Source organism: Mycobacterium sp. HM-7, from assembly GCF_053852335.1.
In genome coordinates this window covers 479,510-496,763 of the sequence record NZ_CM132657.1, presented here as the reverse complement: position 1 = coordinate 496,763, position 17,254 = coordinate 479,510, and the positions used below count along the sequence as shown (strand labels likewise).

The 17,254-nt window shown below is 68.7% G+C and carries 12 protein-coding genes; 6 read left to right on the top strand and 6 right to left on the bottom strand.

Features of this window, described 5'->3' with window-relative positions; genetic code table 11:
* Positions 1 to 11 precede the first annotated feature (11 nt).
* The 4 genes from ACWW1C_RS02255 to ACWW1C_RS02240 form a co-directional block, all read right to left on the bottom strand.
* The gene (locus ACWW1C_RS02255; RefSeq protein WP_455981921.1) at positions 12 to 1,526 is read right to left on the bottom strand and encodes a dynamin family protein; all 1,515 of its coding nucleotides are present in this window, start codon (positions 1,524 to 1,526) and stop codon (positions 12 to 14) included.
* Positions 1,523 to 3,388 carry a dynamin family protein gene (locus tag ACWW1C_RS02250; protein WP_455981920.1) on the bottom strand — a complete coding sequence of 622 codons (1,866 nt, stop codon included), beginning with the start codon at positions 3,386 to 3,388 and terminating at the stop codon, positions 1,523 to 1,525. The genes ACWW1C_RS02255 and ACWW1C_RS02250 overlap by 4 nt, the downstream gene beginning before the upstream one ends.
* A 96-nt stretch (positions 3,389 to 3,484) precedes the next feature.
* Positions 3,485 to 4,597: an IniB N-terminal domain-containing protein gene (locus tag ACWW1C_RS02245; protein WP_455981919.1), complete on the bottom strand. Its 1,113-nt coding sequence runs from the start codon at positions 4,595 to 4,597 to the stop codon at positions 3,485 to 3,487.
* 247 nt (positions 4,598 to 4,844) lie between these two features.
* Positions 4,845 to 5,381 (bottom strand): Rv0340 family IniB-related protein, encoded by a 537-nt coding sequence (locus ACWW1C_RS02240; protein ID WP_455981918.1) that lies wholly within the window; start codon positions 5,379 to 5,381, stop codon positions 4,845 to 4,847.
* A gap of 231 nt (positions 5,382 to 5,612) precedes the next feature.
* Between ACWW1C_RS02240 and ACWW1C_RS02235 the strand changes: the two genes are divergently transcribed.
* From ACWW1C_RS02235 to ACWW1C_RS02220, 4 genes are all read left to right on the top strand, one after another.
* A complete protein-coding gene (locus tag ACWW1C_RS02235; RefSeq protein WP_455981917.1) occupies positions 5,613 to 7,589 on the top strand; it encodes an Hsp70 family protein in 1,977 nt (658 codons plus the stop codon).
* Positions 7,586 to 10,084, top strand: coding sequence for an isoniazid response ATPase/transcriptional regulator IniR (gene iniR, locus ACWW1C_RS02230; protein WP_455981916.1), 2,499 nt, complete (start codon positions 7,586 to 7,588; stop codon positions 10,082 to 10,084). The genes ACWW1C_RS02235 and iniR overlap by 4 nt, the downstream gene beginning before the upstream one ends.
* A 213-nt stretch (positions 10,085 to 10,297) precedes the next feature.
* Positions 10,298 to 13,051, top strand: a complete 2,754-nt coding sequence (locus ACWW1C_RS02225) for a heterodisulfide reductase-related iron-sulfur binding cluster (protein ID WP_455981915.1) — start codon at positions 10,298 to 10,300, stop codon at positions 13,049 to 13,051.
* A gap of 114 nt (positions 13,052 to 13,165) precedes the next feature.
* Positions 13,166 to 14,449, top strand: coding sequence for a pyridoxal phosphate-dependent aminotransferase (locus ACWW1C_RS02220; protein ID WP_455981914.1), 1,284 nt, complete (start codon positions 13,166 to 13,168; stop codon positions 14,447 to 14,449).
* A 55-nt stretch (positions 14,450 to 14,504) separates the two neighbouring features.
* Here the strand turns inward: ACWW1C_RS02220 and ACWW1C_RS02215 are convergent, their stop codons facing one another.
* A complete protein-coding gene (locus tag ACWW1C_RS02215) occupies positions 14,505 to 15,134 on the bottom strand; it encodes a TetR/AcrR family transcriptional regulator (protein ID WP_455981913.1) in 630 nt (209 codons plus the stop codon).
* Between the two features lie 36 nt (positions 15,135 to 15,170).
* Here ACWW1C_RS02215 and ACWW1C_RS02210 point away from each other — a divergent pair, with 36 nt between their 5' ends.
* Together ACWW1C_RS02210 and ACWW1C_RS02205 are read left to right on the top strand one after the other, a co-directional pair.
* Positions 15,171 to 15,632, top strand: coding sequence for an SRPBCC family protein (locus tag ACWW1C_RS02210; protein WP_455981912.1), 462 nt, complete (start codon positions 15,171 to 15,173; stop codon positions 15,630 to 15,632).
* Positions 15,633 to 15,667: 35 nt separating this feature from the next.
* Entirely contained in the window at positions 15,668 to 16,900 is a 1,233-nt protein-coding gene (locus ACWW1C_RS02205; RefSeq protein WP_455981911.1) for a YibE/F family protein, read from the top strand.
* Here ACWW1C_RS02205 and ACWW1C_RS02200 read toward each other — a convergent pair.
* Positions 16,869 to 17,231 (bottom strand): nuclear transport factor 2 family protein, encoded by a 363-nt coding sequence (locus tag ACWW1C_RS02200; protein ID WP_455981910.1) that lies wholly within the window; start codon positions 17,229 to 17,231, stop codon positions 16,869 to 16,871. The genes ACWW1C_RS02205 and ACWW1C_RS02200 overlap by 32 nt on opposite strands.
* Positions 17,232 to 17,254 lie beyond the last annotated feature (23 nt).

The following is a 17,254-nucleotide window of genomic DNA, read 5'->3' as shown; positions in this document are numbered from 1 at the left end:
TCTCGAATATCTCACCTTCCCTGGGCCGCATAGTCCGCGACCAGGGCTTCGGCGCTGCGCACGGCGGCCCGGCAGGCGCGTGCGGTGAAGGGATCGTTGAGCGGGTGATCGGCTCGGCGGCGCCACCGCTGCACCGCCGCGAACGCCGCCCGCGGGCCGTCATAGGGCGCGTCGTTACCGAGCCCCAGCCGGCTCGCCGCGTCGGTGCCCGAACCGCCGATGATGCGGCGCAGCGAGGCCATCTCGTCGTCGTTCAATGTGGTTGGCCGGGAACGCAATTGCCCGAGCAGACGCAACTCTTCGAAGGCGTGGGTGTCGGCCAGCAGCGGGTCGATGTCCGCCATGATGAACGGCGTCGCATAGATGGGGTTGGCTTCCACGAAGCGACGCAGCGAGCGCAACGCGGTGTGCGCCTTGAGCATGTCGGCGCGCTGCGCGAACTGCTGATCGATGACGTCGCGCAGGGCCACCAGCCCACTGCGGTCCAGCAGCTCGTCGGCCAGTCCCTGGGAGTCGGTGACACCGGCGCGCAGCACCGCGATCGCGATCCGGATACCGAACATGCCGAACCGCTCCAGCAGCGCCGCCCGGGTAATCGCGTCCACCGGCAGCGAATCGTCCTGTCTAACAAAGCGATCCGCCGACAGCATGGCTTTGGTCAGGGCGGTGGCGCCGTCGCCGTCCAGGGCGGCCAGCTTCTGCAGCGCCGTGAACTCGCCCTGCTGCAACGTGCGCGCGGTCAGCGCCAGCAGCCCCGACACCGGGACGACCGCCTGGCAGACGCCGGTCCGGTCCAGCTCCGTGGTGAATCGGGTGGCGACCTCGCGGGCCGACATCATCGCGTCGATCCGACCCGCCCCGATCTCGTCGGCGCGCGACGCCACCCCGATGACGCCAAGGGCCCCCGAACCGCTGCCGACGAGTTCCCCGATCTGCTTGAGCAGCGCGATGTCTGGCGCGTTGAGGGTGCGCAGCAGGAAGACGACGGCATCGACCCGAGGGACGCCGTCCCGGGGCACCAGCAGTTGCAGCGTCCGGTCGGAGACGTCACGTGACAGCGACGACGTGCCCGGCGTGTCGATGATGGTGGTGTGTTCCAATTCGACTGCCGGCCACTGCACGTCGAGGTCGACGATGTCGCCCACGTTGGCCGCGCCCTGCGCGCCGGAGTACCGCGCGAGGTCGAAGGTCAGGCCGTCGGCGCGCGTGATCGGCACGTCGGTACGGCGGCCGTCCCGATGGTTGGCGGTGACACGCGGCGTCATGCCGTGCCGGAACCAGGTGACCAGGCGGGTGGCCTCGGTGGCGTCGGTGGGCGCGATCTCTTCGCCCACAAGCGCATTCACCAGCGTCGACTTGCCGGCCTTGAGGGTGCCGGCCAGGGCGATGCGGATCGGCTGATCGAGCCGGCGGCCGATCCAGTCCAGTTCGGCCAGGGCCTGCGGCCGGTGCTGGTAGACGGGGTCGGACCGGTAAGCCGAGATGACGCCGCCCATGATGGCGCGGACACGTGCGCTTGTGCTCACTGGGCCCCAGCGCGGTGCGCTGCATCGGCCAAAGCGGGAGTTAATCTGACCGCGTTGTCGACGACCTGGCGCAGAATGTTCAACTGCCGCTCCAGTTCCCGCACGCGGGTGTCACGTTCGCCCGCTTCGATCTGCGCCGCGGCCAGGGTCGCCTGCAGCGATTCGTTGAGCGAGCGGGTGGTCTGGTTGGCGATGCCCCGGTAGTGATCACGCAAGTGGCGCTGGATGTTTCGCAGCCGGTCGCGCGACTCCTTGCCGACGGCGAAGGACACGTCGTCGACGAACCGGCGGACGTTCATCTTCGCCTCGCCGCGCACACGCAGCATGCGGTTCTCCATGTCTTCCTTGTAGGCCTTGCGGCCCAGCACCAGTCCGGCGCCCAGCGACAGCGGGTTGAACATGCCCAGTCCGGCGAACGAGGTCAGCATGCCGAACATCAGCACACCACCGTAGGACCCGCGCATACCGGTGATCACCTTGTGTCCGGCCCGGATCGGCTCGGACTCGAGCCGCGCCACGGGGTTGAACTCGCCCAGTCCGGCACCCATGTCCCGGGCCCTGACCTCCGCCAATTCGACCGAATCCAACCCGGCCTCGACGAACGTGCGGGCCACTTCCGCGGCGAGGGCCTCGGCGCGTTGGTGCGCCCAGACGAAGTTGTCGCCGACGGCGGTCGCGACCACGTTCTCCAACTCGGCGCCGATCTCGGCCCAGTGCTGGGTGGGGTCGCAGCCGTCGATGATGCGCTCGGTGTGCGCGGTGATGTTGCGGAACCGGTTACGCAGGTCGTGGTCGACGTCAGCGGTCAGGTCGGCGATGCCATCGTTGAGCACCTGTTGCCACAATGCGGTCTGCTGCAACGCATTCTGGGCCTCATCCTTCTTCTGCTCCAGCTCGGCCTTGATGCGTTCGATCTTGTCGGGGTCGTTGATCGCGGCCAATTCGGTGGACACGGCCAGGGTGAGATGTTCGGCGGCCGCGTGGATTTCGGTGACCACCTGGTCCTTGATGCGGTCGTTCTCACGACTGAGCACCTTGTCGGTGAGGAACTTGATGATCGCCGGGAAGTTGGATTCTTCGTTGAGTTCTTTGTCGTTCAGGGCCAGCGCGTGGGTGCGCAGCGCTGAAGAAACAGGAGTCACCGGAACGTTCAGCCGCGCACGCTGCAAGTGCGCGCCATTGGCTGCGACGATCTCGCGCCAGTGCGGGTACAGGTCGGTCTTGGTGGCGACAATCGTTGCCACCGGGCAGATTTCGAGGGCCTGCCGGATGAACGTGAGCTCGGGTTCGGTGAACTCCTGACTGGTGTCACTGACCATCAGGAGGGCGTCGGCGTCGGGCAGCAGCCCGAGCGTCGCGGACAGGTGGGGCTGCCCTAGCCCGCCGACCCCGGGGGTGTCGACGAACGTGAGTCCGCCCTTGAGCATCGGACTCGGCGCCGCGACCTCGACGCGCAACACCCGACGGCCCTGCGCCTGCGGCGCGTGCCGGAGATCGGCCGACAGCTGATTGGGTGGAACGGCGACCACGGAGGGGTCGGCCCCTTCCTGATCGGGAGCCAGCACGAGCTCGGCGGCTGCCGCGTCGCCGTAGTGGACGACGGTGGTGAGCACCGTGCTCTCGTCATCACCGACCCGCGCCACCGGCATGTTGAGCAACGAGTTCAGCAACTGACTCTTGCCCTGCTTGAGCTGTCCGGCGATGACCACCCGGATCTGCGGATCGCTGATCCGGACCTTGGCCGCCAGCAACCGCTCCGCCAGGTCTTCGCGGTCGTTGAGGCCTGCGATCCGGCTGGTGTGGTCGATCAACTCGACGATCACCGCGACCGGGCGCGGGGCCGCCTCGTTCGGTTGCGTCACTGGGCTCTCCTCGACTGCATTGTCACTGACTAACGGTATGCGCAAACGGCCGGCGGGGCCTGTAGGTGGCCCCGCCGGACGGTTTGTCGCGATCGATCAGTGCATGTGCGGATCGATGTGGGTGTTGTGGCTCATGTCGGTGGTGGTGTGGGTTTCGACCGGTGCGTAGGTGTTCATGCCGGCCTCGTGCACCGAGCTGTCGGCAACCGTGCTGTGCACCGAGTTGTCGGCGCTCAGATCGGTGTGGGTGGTGTTCCCGCTGCCGATGTTGGTGTGGGTGCTGTTGCCGCTACCGATGCTGGTGTTGGCGGTGTTCCCACTGTTCAGGCTGGTGTTGACGGTCGAGGAGTGCGACGAGTCGTCGATGACGCTCTTGTTGCCGCTGCCCAGGTCGCCACCGACCGTGGTCTGGTTGCCACCGACGTGCGTCGACGAGGTGTTGCCGTCGTTGATGACGATGTTGCCGCCACTGCCGCCACTGCCGCCGCTGGCGTGGCCGCCACCGATCAGGCCGCCGCCGGCGCTGGCACCGCCACCGTTGCCGCCACCGGTGTTGACGTCGTTGACCACCGGTCCCGAGTTGCCCTGGATGATGTGGCCGCCCGCGGTCTGCGAGTTGTCGGTCGCGTGGTTGCCGGTACCGACGATCACCGGGGAATGGCTGCCGGTGAGGATATCGCCGTTGGTGACGGTGTTGCCGTCGCCCTGCACGGCGCCCTTGCCGCTGGCGATGTCACCGTGGTTGTTGCCGGCGATGTTCACGCCGCCGTCGCCCTGCTGGACGTGGCTGCCACCGAGGGTGATGTCACCGAAGCCCAGGTTGAAGGCACCCTGCTGAGCGTTGGCGCCGGCGTGCTGGTCGGGGCTCAGCACCGGGATGTCGTTGCCGCTGGCGATCGGGACGTTGTTGTGGCTGGCGAAGTCGGTGTTGGGAGCGAAGGTCGGCTGCGAGACGAAGCCGGTCTGCGGGGAGAACGGCGAGGACATGCTGTAGTAGTCCGAGACCGCGTTCTGCAGGCCGACGACCGGGTCACCGCCACCGAGCACGACGCCGGCCGGGACGGCACTGGCGGCCACCGAGGCCAGCTGCGCGGAGGTGACTCCGGCGAGGCCGGCGTCACGCATCGTCTGCTCGGGGTTCGCGACGAACGAGCTCGCGACGGTGGGGAAGCGGAACAGGTCGATGATGAATTCGATCAGGCTGGTCATTGGAGTCCCTTTCGTTGGGGTGTTGCTTTTGAAAGTTTTTGGTCTTGCGAACTGAGAACAACGTTAGGGGCCGTCGAGGACCCTGCAAACGGGGCAACCACCCCTACCCCCAACGAAACATAGTGGGGTATCGACGCTCCCCCTATTAGGGGATTAGGGGATAAGTAGGGTGTTTGCTGAATGCCGGTTGAAAACACAGAACGCCGGTGGCCATGGCGGCCACCGGCGTTTGTCGGGTGTGGGCTGGTCAGCTGAAGAAGTCGAAGTCCTGATGGTGTTCGACACCGGCCGACGGGTCGGCGGTATCGACGGGGTGCCAATCGAGCGCACCCGGATCCGCGAACTGCCCGGCATCGACGACCGGAACATCGCTGTGCAGGCCCAAGTCGTCGGACACGGCCAGGTCCGGCACGGCATCGTGGACCGGCAGGACCGGTCCGCTGTCGAATCCCCCCAGGTCAGGATCGGAAATGACGTGCGGAGACACCACCGTCGGCACGTGCGTGTCGAAGGCATCGAAGGCGTCGAACGCCGCGGTGGCGGCGCCGCTGGTCCATACGTTGACGCCTGGATCGTCGAATCCGGCGGTCGGTACGCCACCCGCAGCGGACGACACCGCCCCCAGGGACTCGGACACCACCGGGATCAGGTGCGCGACATCCGCCGTGGTGACGCCGCTGAGGTTGGCGTCGGCGATGGCACCGGCGGGGTCGGCGGCGTAGTGGGCTGCCACGTCGGGGTCGCGGACCACCGACATGACGAAATCCAGTAGCGGATTTGCCACGGCACCTGCTCCTTCCTGGGGACCCGTTGATAACTATTTCGATGCTATCGCCGATATAGCTCCCAGAGATCGGTGCTGACCCCAGCACCCGACACCTCCCATTAGGGGCACGCCCATTAGGGATTCATCAATCGTTAGGGGATTGTGTCCCAACCCCGCGCCGCCAGCGCATAGGGTGGCCCCAGCCCGACTACGTGCAAGTCCGGTAGCGCATCAAAGGAGTGGACGTTTATGAGCCTCGGTTTGTCGATCGGCCAGACCAACCTGGTGGCCGTGCCGGCCGGGCGACCGCCGCTGAGCCGTCGCGCCATCCTGGCCCTGTACCCGGATCGGCCCGCCGAGGTCGGCATCCCCACGCAGCAGGGCGGCCTGGTGCTGACCGGGTTCGTGGAGCGGGTCGGCGACCCGATCCCGCTGATCGCCCCGGACGGTTCGGCGCATCGCGGTGAAGCCGTCCTGGCCGAAGCGCTCGACGCCATGGCCCGCACCGCGGGTGGGGGCGCCCCGATCGTCATCGCCGCCCCGGCGCACTGGGGCATGTCCACCATCGGCGCACTCTCCGCAGCGCTGCGCGGCAAGCCGGGCCTGGCCGCCGCACCTGTGGTCTCCGACGCGGCCGCCGCCCTGGCCGGCCTCAAGGCCGGGTCCGGCCTGCCTGATCACGGTGTAGTGGCACTGTGCGATTTCGGTGGCAGCGGCACCAGCGTCACCATCGCCGACGCCGCGACCCTGAGCCAGATCGGCGAGACGGTGCGCTACCCGGAGTTCTCCGGCGATCTGGTCGACCAGGCGCTGTTGAACCACGTCATCGCCGGCATCACCGAGTCGTCCGACGCGGACCCCGCCGGCACCGCGGCCGTCGGCTCGCTGTCCCAACTGCGCGACCAGTGCCGGCAGGCCAAGGAGCGCCTCTCGTCCGAGACGGCGACGTCGGTCAACGCCAACCTGCCCGGCTTCGCGTCGGCGCTGCGCATCACCCGCCCGGAGTTGGAGCGGCTGCTCGAACCGGCGCTGGCGGGACTGATCGCCGTCGTGCAGGAAACCCTGCAGCGCAACCAGATTCCGGCCGGCGTGCTCACCTCCGTGGCCACCGCCGGTGGCGGCGCCTCGATTCCGATTGTCACCCAACGGCTTTCGGAGCATTTCCGGGTTCCGGTGGTGACCTCACCGCAGCCGGCGCTGACTGCCGCCGCCGGCGCCCCTTCGGTGGATCAGACCACGATGAGCGCGGACGCACCGACCGGCATGGCCCCCACCATGGGTTGGGCCGCCGGACCCGCCGGCTGGGCGGGCGGCCCCGCGACCATGGCGGCGCCGGTGCCGCCGGCCGACGCGACCCCGTCCTCGACGGTCGGGCCGTCACTGGCCTGGTCGGACGACGAGGACCCCGGCGCCGCGGTCGGCCCCGCAGATTTTGCGACCGGCTACGCCGAGGCGACGCCCTTCGGGGAGACGACCGCCCGGCCGGCGATGGACTTCGCCCACGAAGAAGAGGACAACCTGCCCGACGTGGCTCCGGTCCCCTGGTACCGGCGCCCACCACTGATCTTCGGCGCGGCCGCCGCGGCGTTCCTCGTCGCCGGCGGCAGCTGGGCCGCGGTCGGGCTCACCAGTAACGACACGCCGTCCGGCCCGGTGACCGTCGATGTCACCACCACCATCACCGGCCCCGACGGCTCTATCACCACGAGCACCTACAAGGCCACGAAGTCCGTTGTGACACAGACGAATCCGAATGGTCAGGTGGAGACTTCGACGGTGACCAACCCGGTCACCACCACCGACGCGCCGGTCACCACGACCACCACCGATCCGTCGACCACCAGCTCGACCACGACGACGACCACCACGACCACCCCCACAACCACCACGACGACGACCACGCCCACGACGACCACCACAACCACCACGCAGCCGCCGACGACGACCACCACCCAGCCGCCCACGACGACCCAGCCGCCGACCACGACGCAACCGCCCACCACCACGCAGGCGCCGCCGACCACGACGAAGCCGCCGACGACGCAGCCCAGCACGCAGACGCCCACGGCTGCGCCGACGACCCAGGCGCCCAGTTCGCAACCCACGGTGGAGCAGCCGCCCAAGACGGCGTCCGTGTCAGCGGAAACCGGTTCCGCTCCGGCCGCGTCGGTGGCCACCGCGTCGGCTCCCATCACCGCGCAACCCTCGGCATCGACCAGCCAATGACCGCGGCGGCCGGCACATCGCTGGTGCTCGGCGGAATCGGCAGCGGCAAGACCACCGCGCTGGAAGCGGTGCGAAAGACGTTGCGGGCCAACGGCACGACGATGCTCGCGCGGGTGCCGAAGCCCGGTGAGGCACCGGACGCGGCCATCGTCATCGATGACGCGCAGCTGCTCACCCCGGCGGAGCTGGACGTCCTGACCGAGCTCGCCGGCGACCCTGGCCGCACCGTCGTGGTCAGCGCCGAGCCACTGGCGCATGAGCGCGCGCTCAACGCGCTCACCACCACCCTGAGCCGGCAGCATCCGCCGATTCAGCTGGCGCCGATGACGCCCCGCGACATCAACGAGGCGCTGGCCCGCGCCGGCGTCCCCGCCACCCACGTGCCGGCGCTGGTCGCCGCCACCGGCGGCATTCCCCTGCTGGTGTACTCGGCGCTGGCGGCACTGGCCGCCGGCGGCGATCCGGTGCGCGCCGCGTCCGTCGCGTTGAGCGAACGGCTGCGCCGGTTGGACGAGCACCTCCTGGACACCTTGTTGTTGTGTTCGCTGAGCCCCGAACTGGGGCCCGACGACATCGCCGCCGCCCTGCAGCTGCCCGGCGACACCGCGGCCGCGCTGATGGACCGGGCCCGTGCCAGTGGCCTGTTGTCCGCCTCGCTGCAACCGCGGTTCACCGACACATTGCACCGGTGCCTCACCCGACTGGTCGGTGCCGCACGACACCGCGAGACCGAATGCCGGTTGCTGCGCTCGCAGATCGAATCATCCACGTTGTCAACCGAATTGGCGTTGAAGCTGGCGGAGCACGGCACCGTCGACGACCTGTTGGCCGCTGACCTGATCCAGCGCGCCGCGCCCGCCGAGCCGCGTCAGGCAGCCCGCCTGTACCGCGCCGCGGCGCGCGCCGGCACCGCCCCCGCCGACGTCCACCTCGCCGACGCGCTGGCCGTCACCGGCGACTGCACCACTGCCGGCGCCCTGGCCGACGAACTGCTCACCGCCGACGACGCCGACGTCCGCGCCCAGGCGGTCCGCATCGCCGCCAGCGTCGCCATGCACGACGGTGCTGCCGCGCACGCCGCGGACCTGTTCCGCTGGCTCGGCCCCGATCCCGATCCGTTCGTCGCCTCCGCGGGCGCCGTGGTCGGTGTCGCCACCGCCGACGCCGAACTGGCGCGGGCCTGTCTGCAGGCCGAGAACTCCATGCCGCCAACGTCTTCCGCTCGGGCGGCGCGCGGCATGGCGGAGGGCCTGCTGCTGACGCTCGATCAGCCGTTCGCCGTCGCGATGGCGCGCCTCACGCAGGCCGTCGGGTCCACCAACGGCGTGCACTCCGTCGCGCCGGACAGCCCCGCCGCACTGCTGAGCCTCGTCGCGTTGCACGGCGGCGATGCCGTCCGCGCGCGCAGCGTGATCGGCCGGGCGGTCAGAACCGGCACCGGCAGCGGTGATGCGGGGTTCACAGGGCTGCGCCACCGGTTGCTGCTGGGGTGGATCCGGATGCTCGACGGCCAACTCGATTCCGCGGTCCCGGCATTGGGTTCGATCGAGGTAGCCGACCTGCACCGGCGTGACGCGTTGTGGTTCGCCGCCCTGCAGACCGCCGTCGCGCGGCGCAGCGGTGACACGGGCGCACTGCAGAAGCACTGGTACGCGGCGATGGAAGTGCTGGCCGAGTACTCCTTGGATCTGTTCGCGCTGCTGCCGCTCGGCGAGCTGTGGGTGGCCGCGGCCCGGTTGCAGCAGCTCGACCAGCTGCGCCAACCGCTCGCCGAGGCATTCGGGTTGCTGCGGGCCGCCGGCAATCCGGCGCTGTGGGCGGTTCCGCTGCACTGGGCGGGCGTGCACGCCGGCATCCTGGCCAACGCACCCGACGCCGTCGCCCCGCACGGGCAGGCCCTGGCCGCCGCCAGCCGGGCCGAGGGCGCGCACGGCGCCTACGCCACCGCGCTCGCCGGCGCCGGGCGCGCCTGGCTGCGGGTTCTGGCCGACGGCGTCGACGCCGCTGAGGTGACGGCGGCGGCCCGCGGGCTGGCCCGCTTCGGGCTGACATGGGATGCCACTCGCCTGGCCAGTCAGGCCGCCTTGCATTCGGCGGACGGCCGCATCTCCGGTGCCATGCTGCAACTGGCACGAGACCTCAAGCAGGACGCCGCGCTCGAGGCCGCGGCGGATCCCATCGAGCTCACGGCCGCCGCTATTCCGCGCGAGCCGTCCGCGGGCGCAGATGTGCGCAACACCACACCACCTCCTGCCTCGGGTGACGCTCGAGCCACATCCGCCGCAACGCCCGCCTGGACGCGGCTGTCCGACCGCGAGCGCGAGGTCGCCGAGCTGGTGCTGCAGGGCATGCCGTACCGCGATATCGGGGCCCGCCTGCTGATCTCCGCGAAGACCGTCGAGCACCATGTCGCCCGCATTCGCCGCAGGTTGGGGGCCGAATCGCGGTCGGAGATGCTGTCGATGCTGCGTGCGCTGCTCGTCGAGAAGGCCTGACGCCGCCCTTATATAAGGAAGGCCGCCGCGCACGTGCCACGGCGCCCCGATCATGGCGAATAAATCAGCACGTCCCCGCAGCTCAAGTTAGGACAGCCTTGCTAGCGTCCGTTCTGCCCAGGATGCGACTATGAGCAGGCATCTAGCTTAAGTTACCGACGAGTAACTCCGACTAACCAACCAGTCGGTAGCTACATAACTGGGAGAGGCGCGGTGGAGAATCTCGAACACACGCTCGACGTGGCCAGACTGGTCATCGGGCTGTTGGCAACGGTCATCGTCCTGGGGTTCGCCGCCAAGCGCGTCCTGTGGCTGACCAAGCTGATCAGCTCCGGGCAGAAGCTCGGCGACGAACGTGGCCGCAAGGACGATCTCGTCCGCCGCTTCCTGAACCAGAACAAGGAAGTCTTCGCCCAGTCGAAGCTCCTCAAATGGTCGATCCCCGGCATCGCGCACTTCTTCACCATGTGGGGCTTCTTCGTCCTCGCATCGGTGTACCTGGAAGCCTATGGCGTCCTGTTCGATCCGAAGTTCGCCATCCCATTCGTCGGACACTGGGCCATCCTGGGCTTCCTGCAGGACTTCTTCGCCCTGGCCGTGCTGGCCGGCATCATCGTCTTCGCGATCATCCGGCTGACCAAGAACCCCGACAACATCGGTCGTGAGTCGCGGTTCTACGGATCGCACAACGGTGGCGCGTGGGAGATCCTCATCATGATCTTCCTGGTCATCCTGACCTACGCGATCTTCCGCGGTGCCGCCGTCAACGTCCTCGGCGAACACTTCCCGTACCAGAACGGCGCGTTCTTCTCCGACGGCATGGCCGCACTGCTGGCTCCGCTGGGCCACACCGCCAACGTCTGGATCGAGACCATCGCGCTGCTGTCGCACATCGGCGTCATGCTGGTCTTCCTGCTGATCGTGCTGCACTCCAAGCACCTGCACATCGGCCTGGCCCCGATCAACGTCACCTTCAAGCGGCTGCCCGACGGCCTCGGCCCGCTGCTGCCGATGGAGTACAAGGGTGAGCCGATCGACTTCGACGATCCCGCCGAGGACGCGGTGTTCGGCCGCGGCCGCATCGAGGACTTCACCTGGAAGGCCAACCTCGACATGGCGACCTGCACCGAGTGCGGTCGTTGTCAGTCGCAGTGTCCGGCCTGGAACACCGGAAAGCCGTTGTCACCCAAGCTCGTCATGATGAACCTGCGCGACCACCTGTTCGCCAAGGCGCCGTACATCATCGAGGGCAAGCCGATGCCCGAAGAGGGCGCGGTCGACTTCGCCGCGCTGGGCAACAGCCTGCACGGCCACGGCGTCCCCGAGGACGGCTTCGCGCGTATCGAGGGCTCCGGCCCCGAGCAGGCACTGCGTCCGCTGGTCGGCACCGCTGAGCAGGGTGGCGTCATCGACCCCGACGTGCTGTGGTCCTGCACCAACTGTGGCGCCTGCGTCGAGCAGTGCCCGGTGGACATCGAGCACATCGACCACATCGTCGACATGCGCCGCTACCAGGTCATGGTCGAGTCCGATTTCCCCGGCGAGCTCGGCGTGCTGTTCAAGAACCTGGAACTCAAGGGCAACCCGTGGGGCCAGAACGCCAAGGAACGCACCACCTGGATCGACGAGCTGGACTTCGACATCCCGGTCTACGGCCAGGACGTCGAGAGCTTCGACGGCTTCGAGTACCTGTTCTGGGTCGGCTGTGCCGGTGCCTACGAGGACCGCGCCAAGAAGACCACGAAGGCCGTCGCCGAGCTGCTCGCCACCGCGGGCGTGAAGTTCCTGGTGCTGGGCACCGGCGAGACCTGCACCGGTGACTCGGCCCGCCGCGCCGGTAACGAGTTCCTGTTCCAGCAGCTGGCCGCGCAGAACGTCGAGACCATCAACGAGCTGTTCGACGGTGTCGACGCCGACAAGCGCAAGATCGTCGTCACCTGCCCGCACTGCTTCAACACCATCGGCCGCGAGTACCCGCAGCTGGGCGCCAACTACACCGTCGTGCACCACACGCAGCTGCTGAACCGCCTCGTGCGGGACAAGAAGCTGATCCCGGTGTCGTCGTCGAGCCAAGAGGTCACCTACCACGACCCCTGCTTCCTCGGCCGCCACAACAAGGAGTACGAGGCCCCGCGTGAGCTGGTCGGCGCTGCCGGCGCGAAGCTCACCGAGATGCCGCGCCACGCCGACCGCGGCCTGTGCTGTGGTGCCGGTGGTGCCCGCATGTGGATGGAAGAGCACATCGGCAAGCGCATCAACACCGAGCGCGCCGAAGAGGCCGTCGACACGGGCGCCTCGGCGATCGCGACCGGCTGCCCGTTCTGCCGCGTGATGATGAGCGACGGCGTCGACGACGTGGCGGCGACCCGCAGCATCGACAAGACCGAGGTGCTCGACGTTGCTCAGCTGCTGCTGAACTCGCTCGACACCAGCAAGGTGACGCTGCCCGAAAAGGGCACGGCAGCAAAGGCTTCCGCTGCACTGGCCGAGAAGAAGGCCAAGGAAGCCCCGAAGCCTGCACCGGCACCGGCTGCCGCTCCCGCTGCTGAAGCCGCTCCGGCGGCAGAGGCACCTGCGGCTTCCGCTCCGGCTTCGGCTGCTGCTGCCAAGCCGGTCACCGGCCTCGGCATGGCTGCCAAGCGTCCGGGTGCCAAGAAGGCTGCCGCTCCGGCGGCGGCCGCGGCTCCGGCGGCTGAGGCTGCTCCCGCCGCCGAGGCTCCGGCTGCCGCCCCGGCCAAGGGTCTGGGTCTGGCCGCGGGCGCCAAGCGTCCGGGCGCCAAGAAGGCAGCCGCCCCGGCAGCAGCACCGGCCGCCCCGGCACCGGCTGCTGAGCCGGCCGCTGAGGCACCCGCCGCCGAGGCACCGGCAGCCGAGGCTCCTGCCGCCCCCACGGCAGAGGCCAAGCCCGAACCGCCGGTCGTCGGACTGGGCATGAAGCCAGGCGCACGTCGCCCCGGTAAGCGGTAACCCGAAGTACACCGCAATGGCCAGCTACGACCACCGCCAGGAGCGTCGTAGCTGGCCATTGGCATATGTGGCGCCGATCGCAGATCGGCAAAAGAATTCGACACCGATGAGAGCATGGAACCCGTGACCACCCACCAGGTACCCGCTGACCGCACATGGCATAGCGGCCACCCTCGCAATCAGCGGACGTTTGCGCAGTCGACCAAACTGCAGGACGTCCTCTACGAGATCCGTGGCCCGGTACACGAGCAGGCTTCGCGACTCGAGGCCGAGGGCCACCGGATCCTCAAGCTCAACATCGGTAACCCGGCGCCGTTCGGCTTCGAGGCGCCGGACGTGATCATGCGCGACATGATCGCCGCGCTCCCCTACGCCCAGGGCTACTCCGACTCCAAGGGCATCGTGTCTGCCCGCCGCGCGGTGGTCACGCGCTACGAGCTGGTCGAGGGCTTCCCCCGGTTCGACGTCGACGACGTCTTCCTGGGCAACGGCGTCTCCGAGCTCATCACCATGACGCTGCAAGCGCTGCTCGACAACGGCGACCAGGTGCTGATCCCGGCCCCGGACTACCCGCTGTGGACGGCGTCGACGGCGCTGGCCGGCGGCACCCCGGTGCACTACCTGTGCGACGAGACGCAGGGCTGGAACCCCGACATCGCCGACCTGGAATCGAAGATCACCGACCGCACCAAGGCGATCGTCGTGATCAACCCGAACAACCCCACCGGCGCGGTGTACAGCCGCGAGACGCTGGAGTCCATCGCCAACCTCGCGCGCAAGCACCAGCTGCTGCTGCTGGCCGACGAGATCTACGACAAGATCCTCTACGACGAGGCCAAGCACATCCCGATGGCGTCGGTGGCGCCCGACATGCTGTGCCTGACGTTCAACGGCCTGTCCAAGGCGTATCGGGTCGCCGGCTACCGGTCCGGCTGGCTCGCCATCACCGGCCCCAAGGAGCACGCGTCCAGCTTCCTGGAGGGCATCAGCCTGCTGTCCAACATGCGGCTGTGCCCGAATGTGCCTGCGCAGCATGCCATTCAGGTGGCACTCGGCGGACACCAGAGCATCGAGGACCTGATCCTGCCGGGCGGCCGCCTGCTCGAGCAGCGGGACGTCGCGTGGAACAAGCTGAACGAGATTCCGGGCGTCTCCTGCGTCAAGCCCGAGGGCGCGCTGTACGCGTTCCCGCGGCTGGACCCCGAGGTGCACGAGATCCGGGACGACGAACAGCTGGTGCTCGACCTGCTGCTGCAGGAGAAGATCCTGCTCACCCAGGGCACCGGATTCAATTGGCCCACACCGGATCACCTGCGCATCGTGACGCTGCCGTGGGCCCGGGACCTGTCCAACGCCATCGAGCGGCTGGGCAACTTCCTGGCGAGCTACCGCCAGTAGTCTCTGGGGACTTGTGCACGATCTTCCGCGGTGAGCGCGGATTTTCGTGCACGAATCACTGCTGTTTCAGTCCCGCGATGAAGGTCCGCAACAGCGCCGCGAGGGTGTTTTCGAGCTCGGTGCCGGGTTCGGGCTGCTTCACGGATTCGATTGCGGCCCAACCCCATACCGAGCCGACGAAGGCGTGGATGGCGGCGGTGAGCAACACCAGGTGCTGACGATCCAGCTCCAGCCGGGACTTGAGGGTCTCGCGTAGCCGGTCTTCGACGTCGCGCGCCTGAGTGCGCACGGCCTCGGCCGCCTCGGGCGTCAGCCGGTTGATCAACACCGGCGCGGCGCTGATCAGATCACAGAGCACCGGCCGCCGTGCGAGCGTGTGCGCCAAAGCCTTTGCCGGAGCGCGTCGTTCGTCTTGCAGCTGGGCCTGCAGATCGCCGAGCCAGCCGAGGTGCTCGTGGTACATCACCGACAGCAGCAACGCCTCCCGCGAACCGGCGTAGCGCAGCACGCCCGATTTGGCCAGGCCGGCCGCCGCCGCGACCTCGCCGAGCGTCAGCTCGGCGGCCCGGGTGTCGTGCAGCAGCGTGCGCGTCACCTCGGTCAGATGACGCACCCGATCCTCCCGCTGCCGCGGGCTGCGGGCCCGCGCAAACCGCAGCGTCGCTGGCGAATTCGGTGAATCCATTGCTTAATGGAACACCGTTCCGTTAACTTGGTCAACATGACACACCACTACGAAGTCCTGGTCACCCGGCATACACAGGCCACGCCGGGCACCCTGTTCGACGTCGTGGCGGACGGGTCCCGCTGGTCGGAGTGGGCGCGACCCTTGATCAAGTACTCGGCCTGGGACACCCGCGGACCTGCCGACGACGGCGGTGTCGGCGCCATCCGTGCGGTCGGTACCCCGCGGTTTCCCGCCCGGGAGCAGACGACCATCCACGAGCCCGGGAGGCGGCACGGCTACACCATCGTGTCGTGGACCCCGGTGCAGAACTACCAGGCACAGGTGACCTTCACCCCCGAGGGGGACGGCACCCGCATCGACTGGCGCGGCACCATCGAAAGCCGTTGGCGCGGCACCGGTCTGGGCTACCGCGCGGTGGTGCAGTACGTGCTGACGACGTTGTCCGCCAAACTGGTGGCCGAAGCCGAGCGGCGGGAAGCACTCAGCCGGGCGTGACGCGACGCTCAGCCCGACCCCCTACGCTGGCTCGGGTGGCGCACTCGCATACCCACTCGCACAGTTCCGGCCCGGCGCCATTGAGCCCCCTGGCGGCGAAGATCGTCGTCGGGCTCCTGGCGGTGATCGGGCTGGCGACCGTGATCGGCGCCGTCCTGCTGTGGCCGCACGGCAAGGCCGTCGACATCCCGCTGCCGTTCCAGAACGCCCACGGCGGCGCCGTGAGCACCGAGGCGGGGCACGTGGTGTCGACCGGCATGAACAACTGCGGCAGCCCGTCGGCCGGCGCGGTGCTGACCTCCGCTCCCGTCACCGCACCGCCCGGCGCGGGCAGCTGCGTACAGTCGTTGATCGGGATCGACTCCGGGCCCAATTCCGGCGCCAACACCCTGCTGGAGTTCAGTACCGGGCCCGGCCAGCCGCACCTCGCCGCCGGCGACCACATCCGGGTGACGCGGCAGGTCGACGACTCCGGCACCACCACCTACGCCTTCTTCGACTTCGAGCGCAGCTGGCCGCTGACCGCGCTGGCCGCCGTCTTCGCCGTCGTGGTCGTCGCGGTGGCCCGCTGGCGCGGGCTGCGGGCCCTGGTCGGTATCGCGGTCGCATTCGTCGTGCTGACGGTGTTCCTGCTGCCCGCGCTGCGCGACGGGGGCCCGGCCATCCCGGTCGCCCTCGTCGCGTCGTCGGTGATCCTCTACGCGGTGATCTACCTGGCGCACGGGGTCAGCCTGCGCACCAGCGCCGCCCTGCTCGGCACCCTGAGCGCTCTGCTGCTGTCTTCGGTGTTGTCCTGGGGTGCAATCGAATTGGCACACCTCACCGGACTGTCCGAAGACCAGAACAACGAGATCGCGGCTTACATGGGATCGGTGTCGATCACCGGACTGCTGCTTGCCGGCTTCATCATCGGCTCGCTGGGCGTGCTCAACGACGTCACCGTCACGCAGGCGTCGACGGCCTTCGAGTTGGCCGAACACGGCGCGTCCCGGCGGGCCATCTTCACCGGCGCCATGCGGGTGGGGCGCGACCACATCGCCAGTACCGTCTACACGCTGGTGCTCGCCTACGCCGGCAGCGCGCTGCCGCTGCTGCTGCTGTTCAGTGTCGCCAACCGATCGCTGGGTGATGTGCTGACCAGTGAGAGCGTGGCCATCGAGATCGCCCGGTCGGCGGTCGGCGGCATCGCGCTGGCACTGTCGGTTCCGCTCACCACCGCGATAGCGGCGGTGCTGGCTACACCGCGTCCGACTCGATCAGCTCCGTAGCCGCCAGCGCCGATGCGAGGTCGTCGTGCCGGAACGCCGAGGTGACGTGGTCGTGGACCACGCGGAACGCGGTCGCGGCCTGACGGTCGGCGCCACCACCGGTGATGGTCTGCTCGACCACCACGACGCCGTCATGCACGAACATCCGACCGGCCGTCGACTTCTCATCGAGGTCGGTTGCCCAGGCCCGCAACGCATCCCGCCCCTGCGTCGCCCCGTTGGCGTCGCCGATCTCGATGTCGCCACTGGACAGCTTGTCCAGGGTGTCCAGGTCCCGGTCGTTGAGGGCGTCGATCCACGCCAGAACGGTGGCGATCTCGGAAGTCGTCATATCTGCGAACCTACCCCGACGGA

Excerpts from the sequence above, each read along its gene's own strand:
- ACWW1C_RS02220 (WP_455981914.1), top strand. The coding sequence starts at position 13,166 with ATGGAACCCGTGACCACCCACCAGGTACCCGCTGACCGCACATGGCAT.
- iniR (WP_455981916.1), top strand. The coding sequence starts at position 7,586 with ATGACCGCGGCGGCCGGCACATCGCTGGTGCTCGGCGGAATCGGCAGC.
- ACWW1C_RS02215 (WP_455981913.1), bottom strand. The coding sequence starts at position 15,134 with ATGGATTCACCGAATTCGCCAGCGACGCTGCGGTTTGCGCGGGCCCGC.
- ACWW1C_RS02200 (WP_455981910.1), bottom strand. The coding sequence starts at position 17,231 with ATGACGACTTCCGAGATCGCCACCGTTCTGGCGTGGATCGACGCCCTC.
- ACWW1C_RS02245 (WP_455981919.1), bottom strand. The coding sequence starts at position 4,597 with ATGACCAGCCTGATCGAATTCATCATCGACCTGTTCCGCTTCCCCACC.
- ACWW1C_RS02210 (WP_455981912.1), top strand. The coding sequence starts at position 15,171 with ATGACACACCACTACGAAGTCCTGGTCACCCGGCATACACAGGCCACG.
- ACWW1C_RS02235 (WP_455981917.1), top strand. The coding sequence starts at position 5,613 with ATGAGCCTCGGTTTGTCGATCGGCCAGACCAACCTGGTGGCCGTGCCG.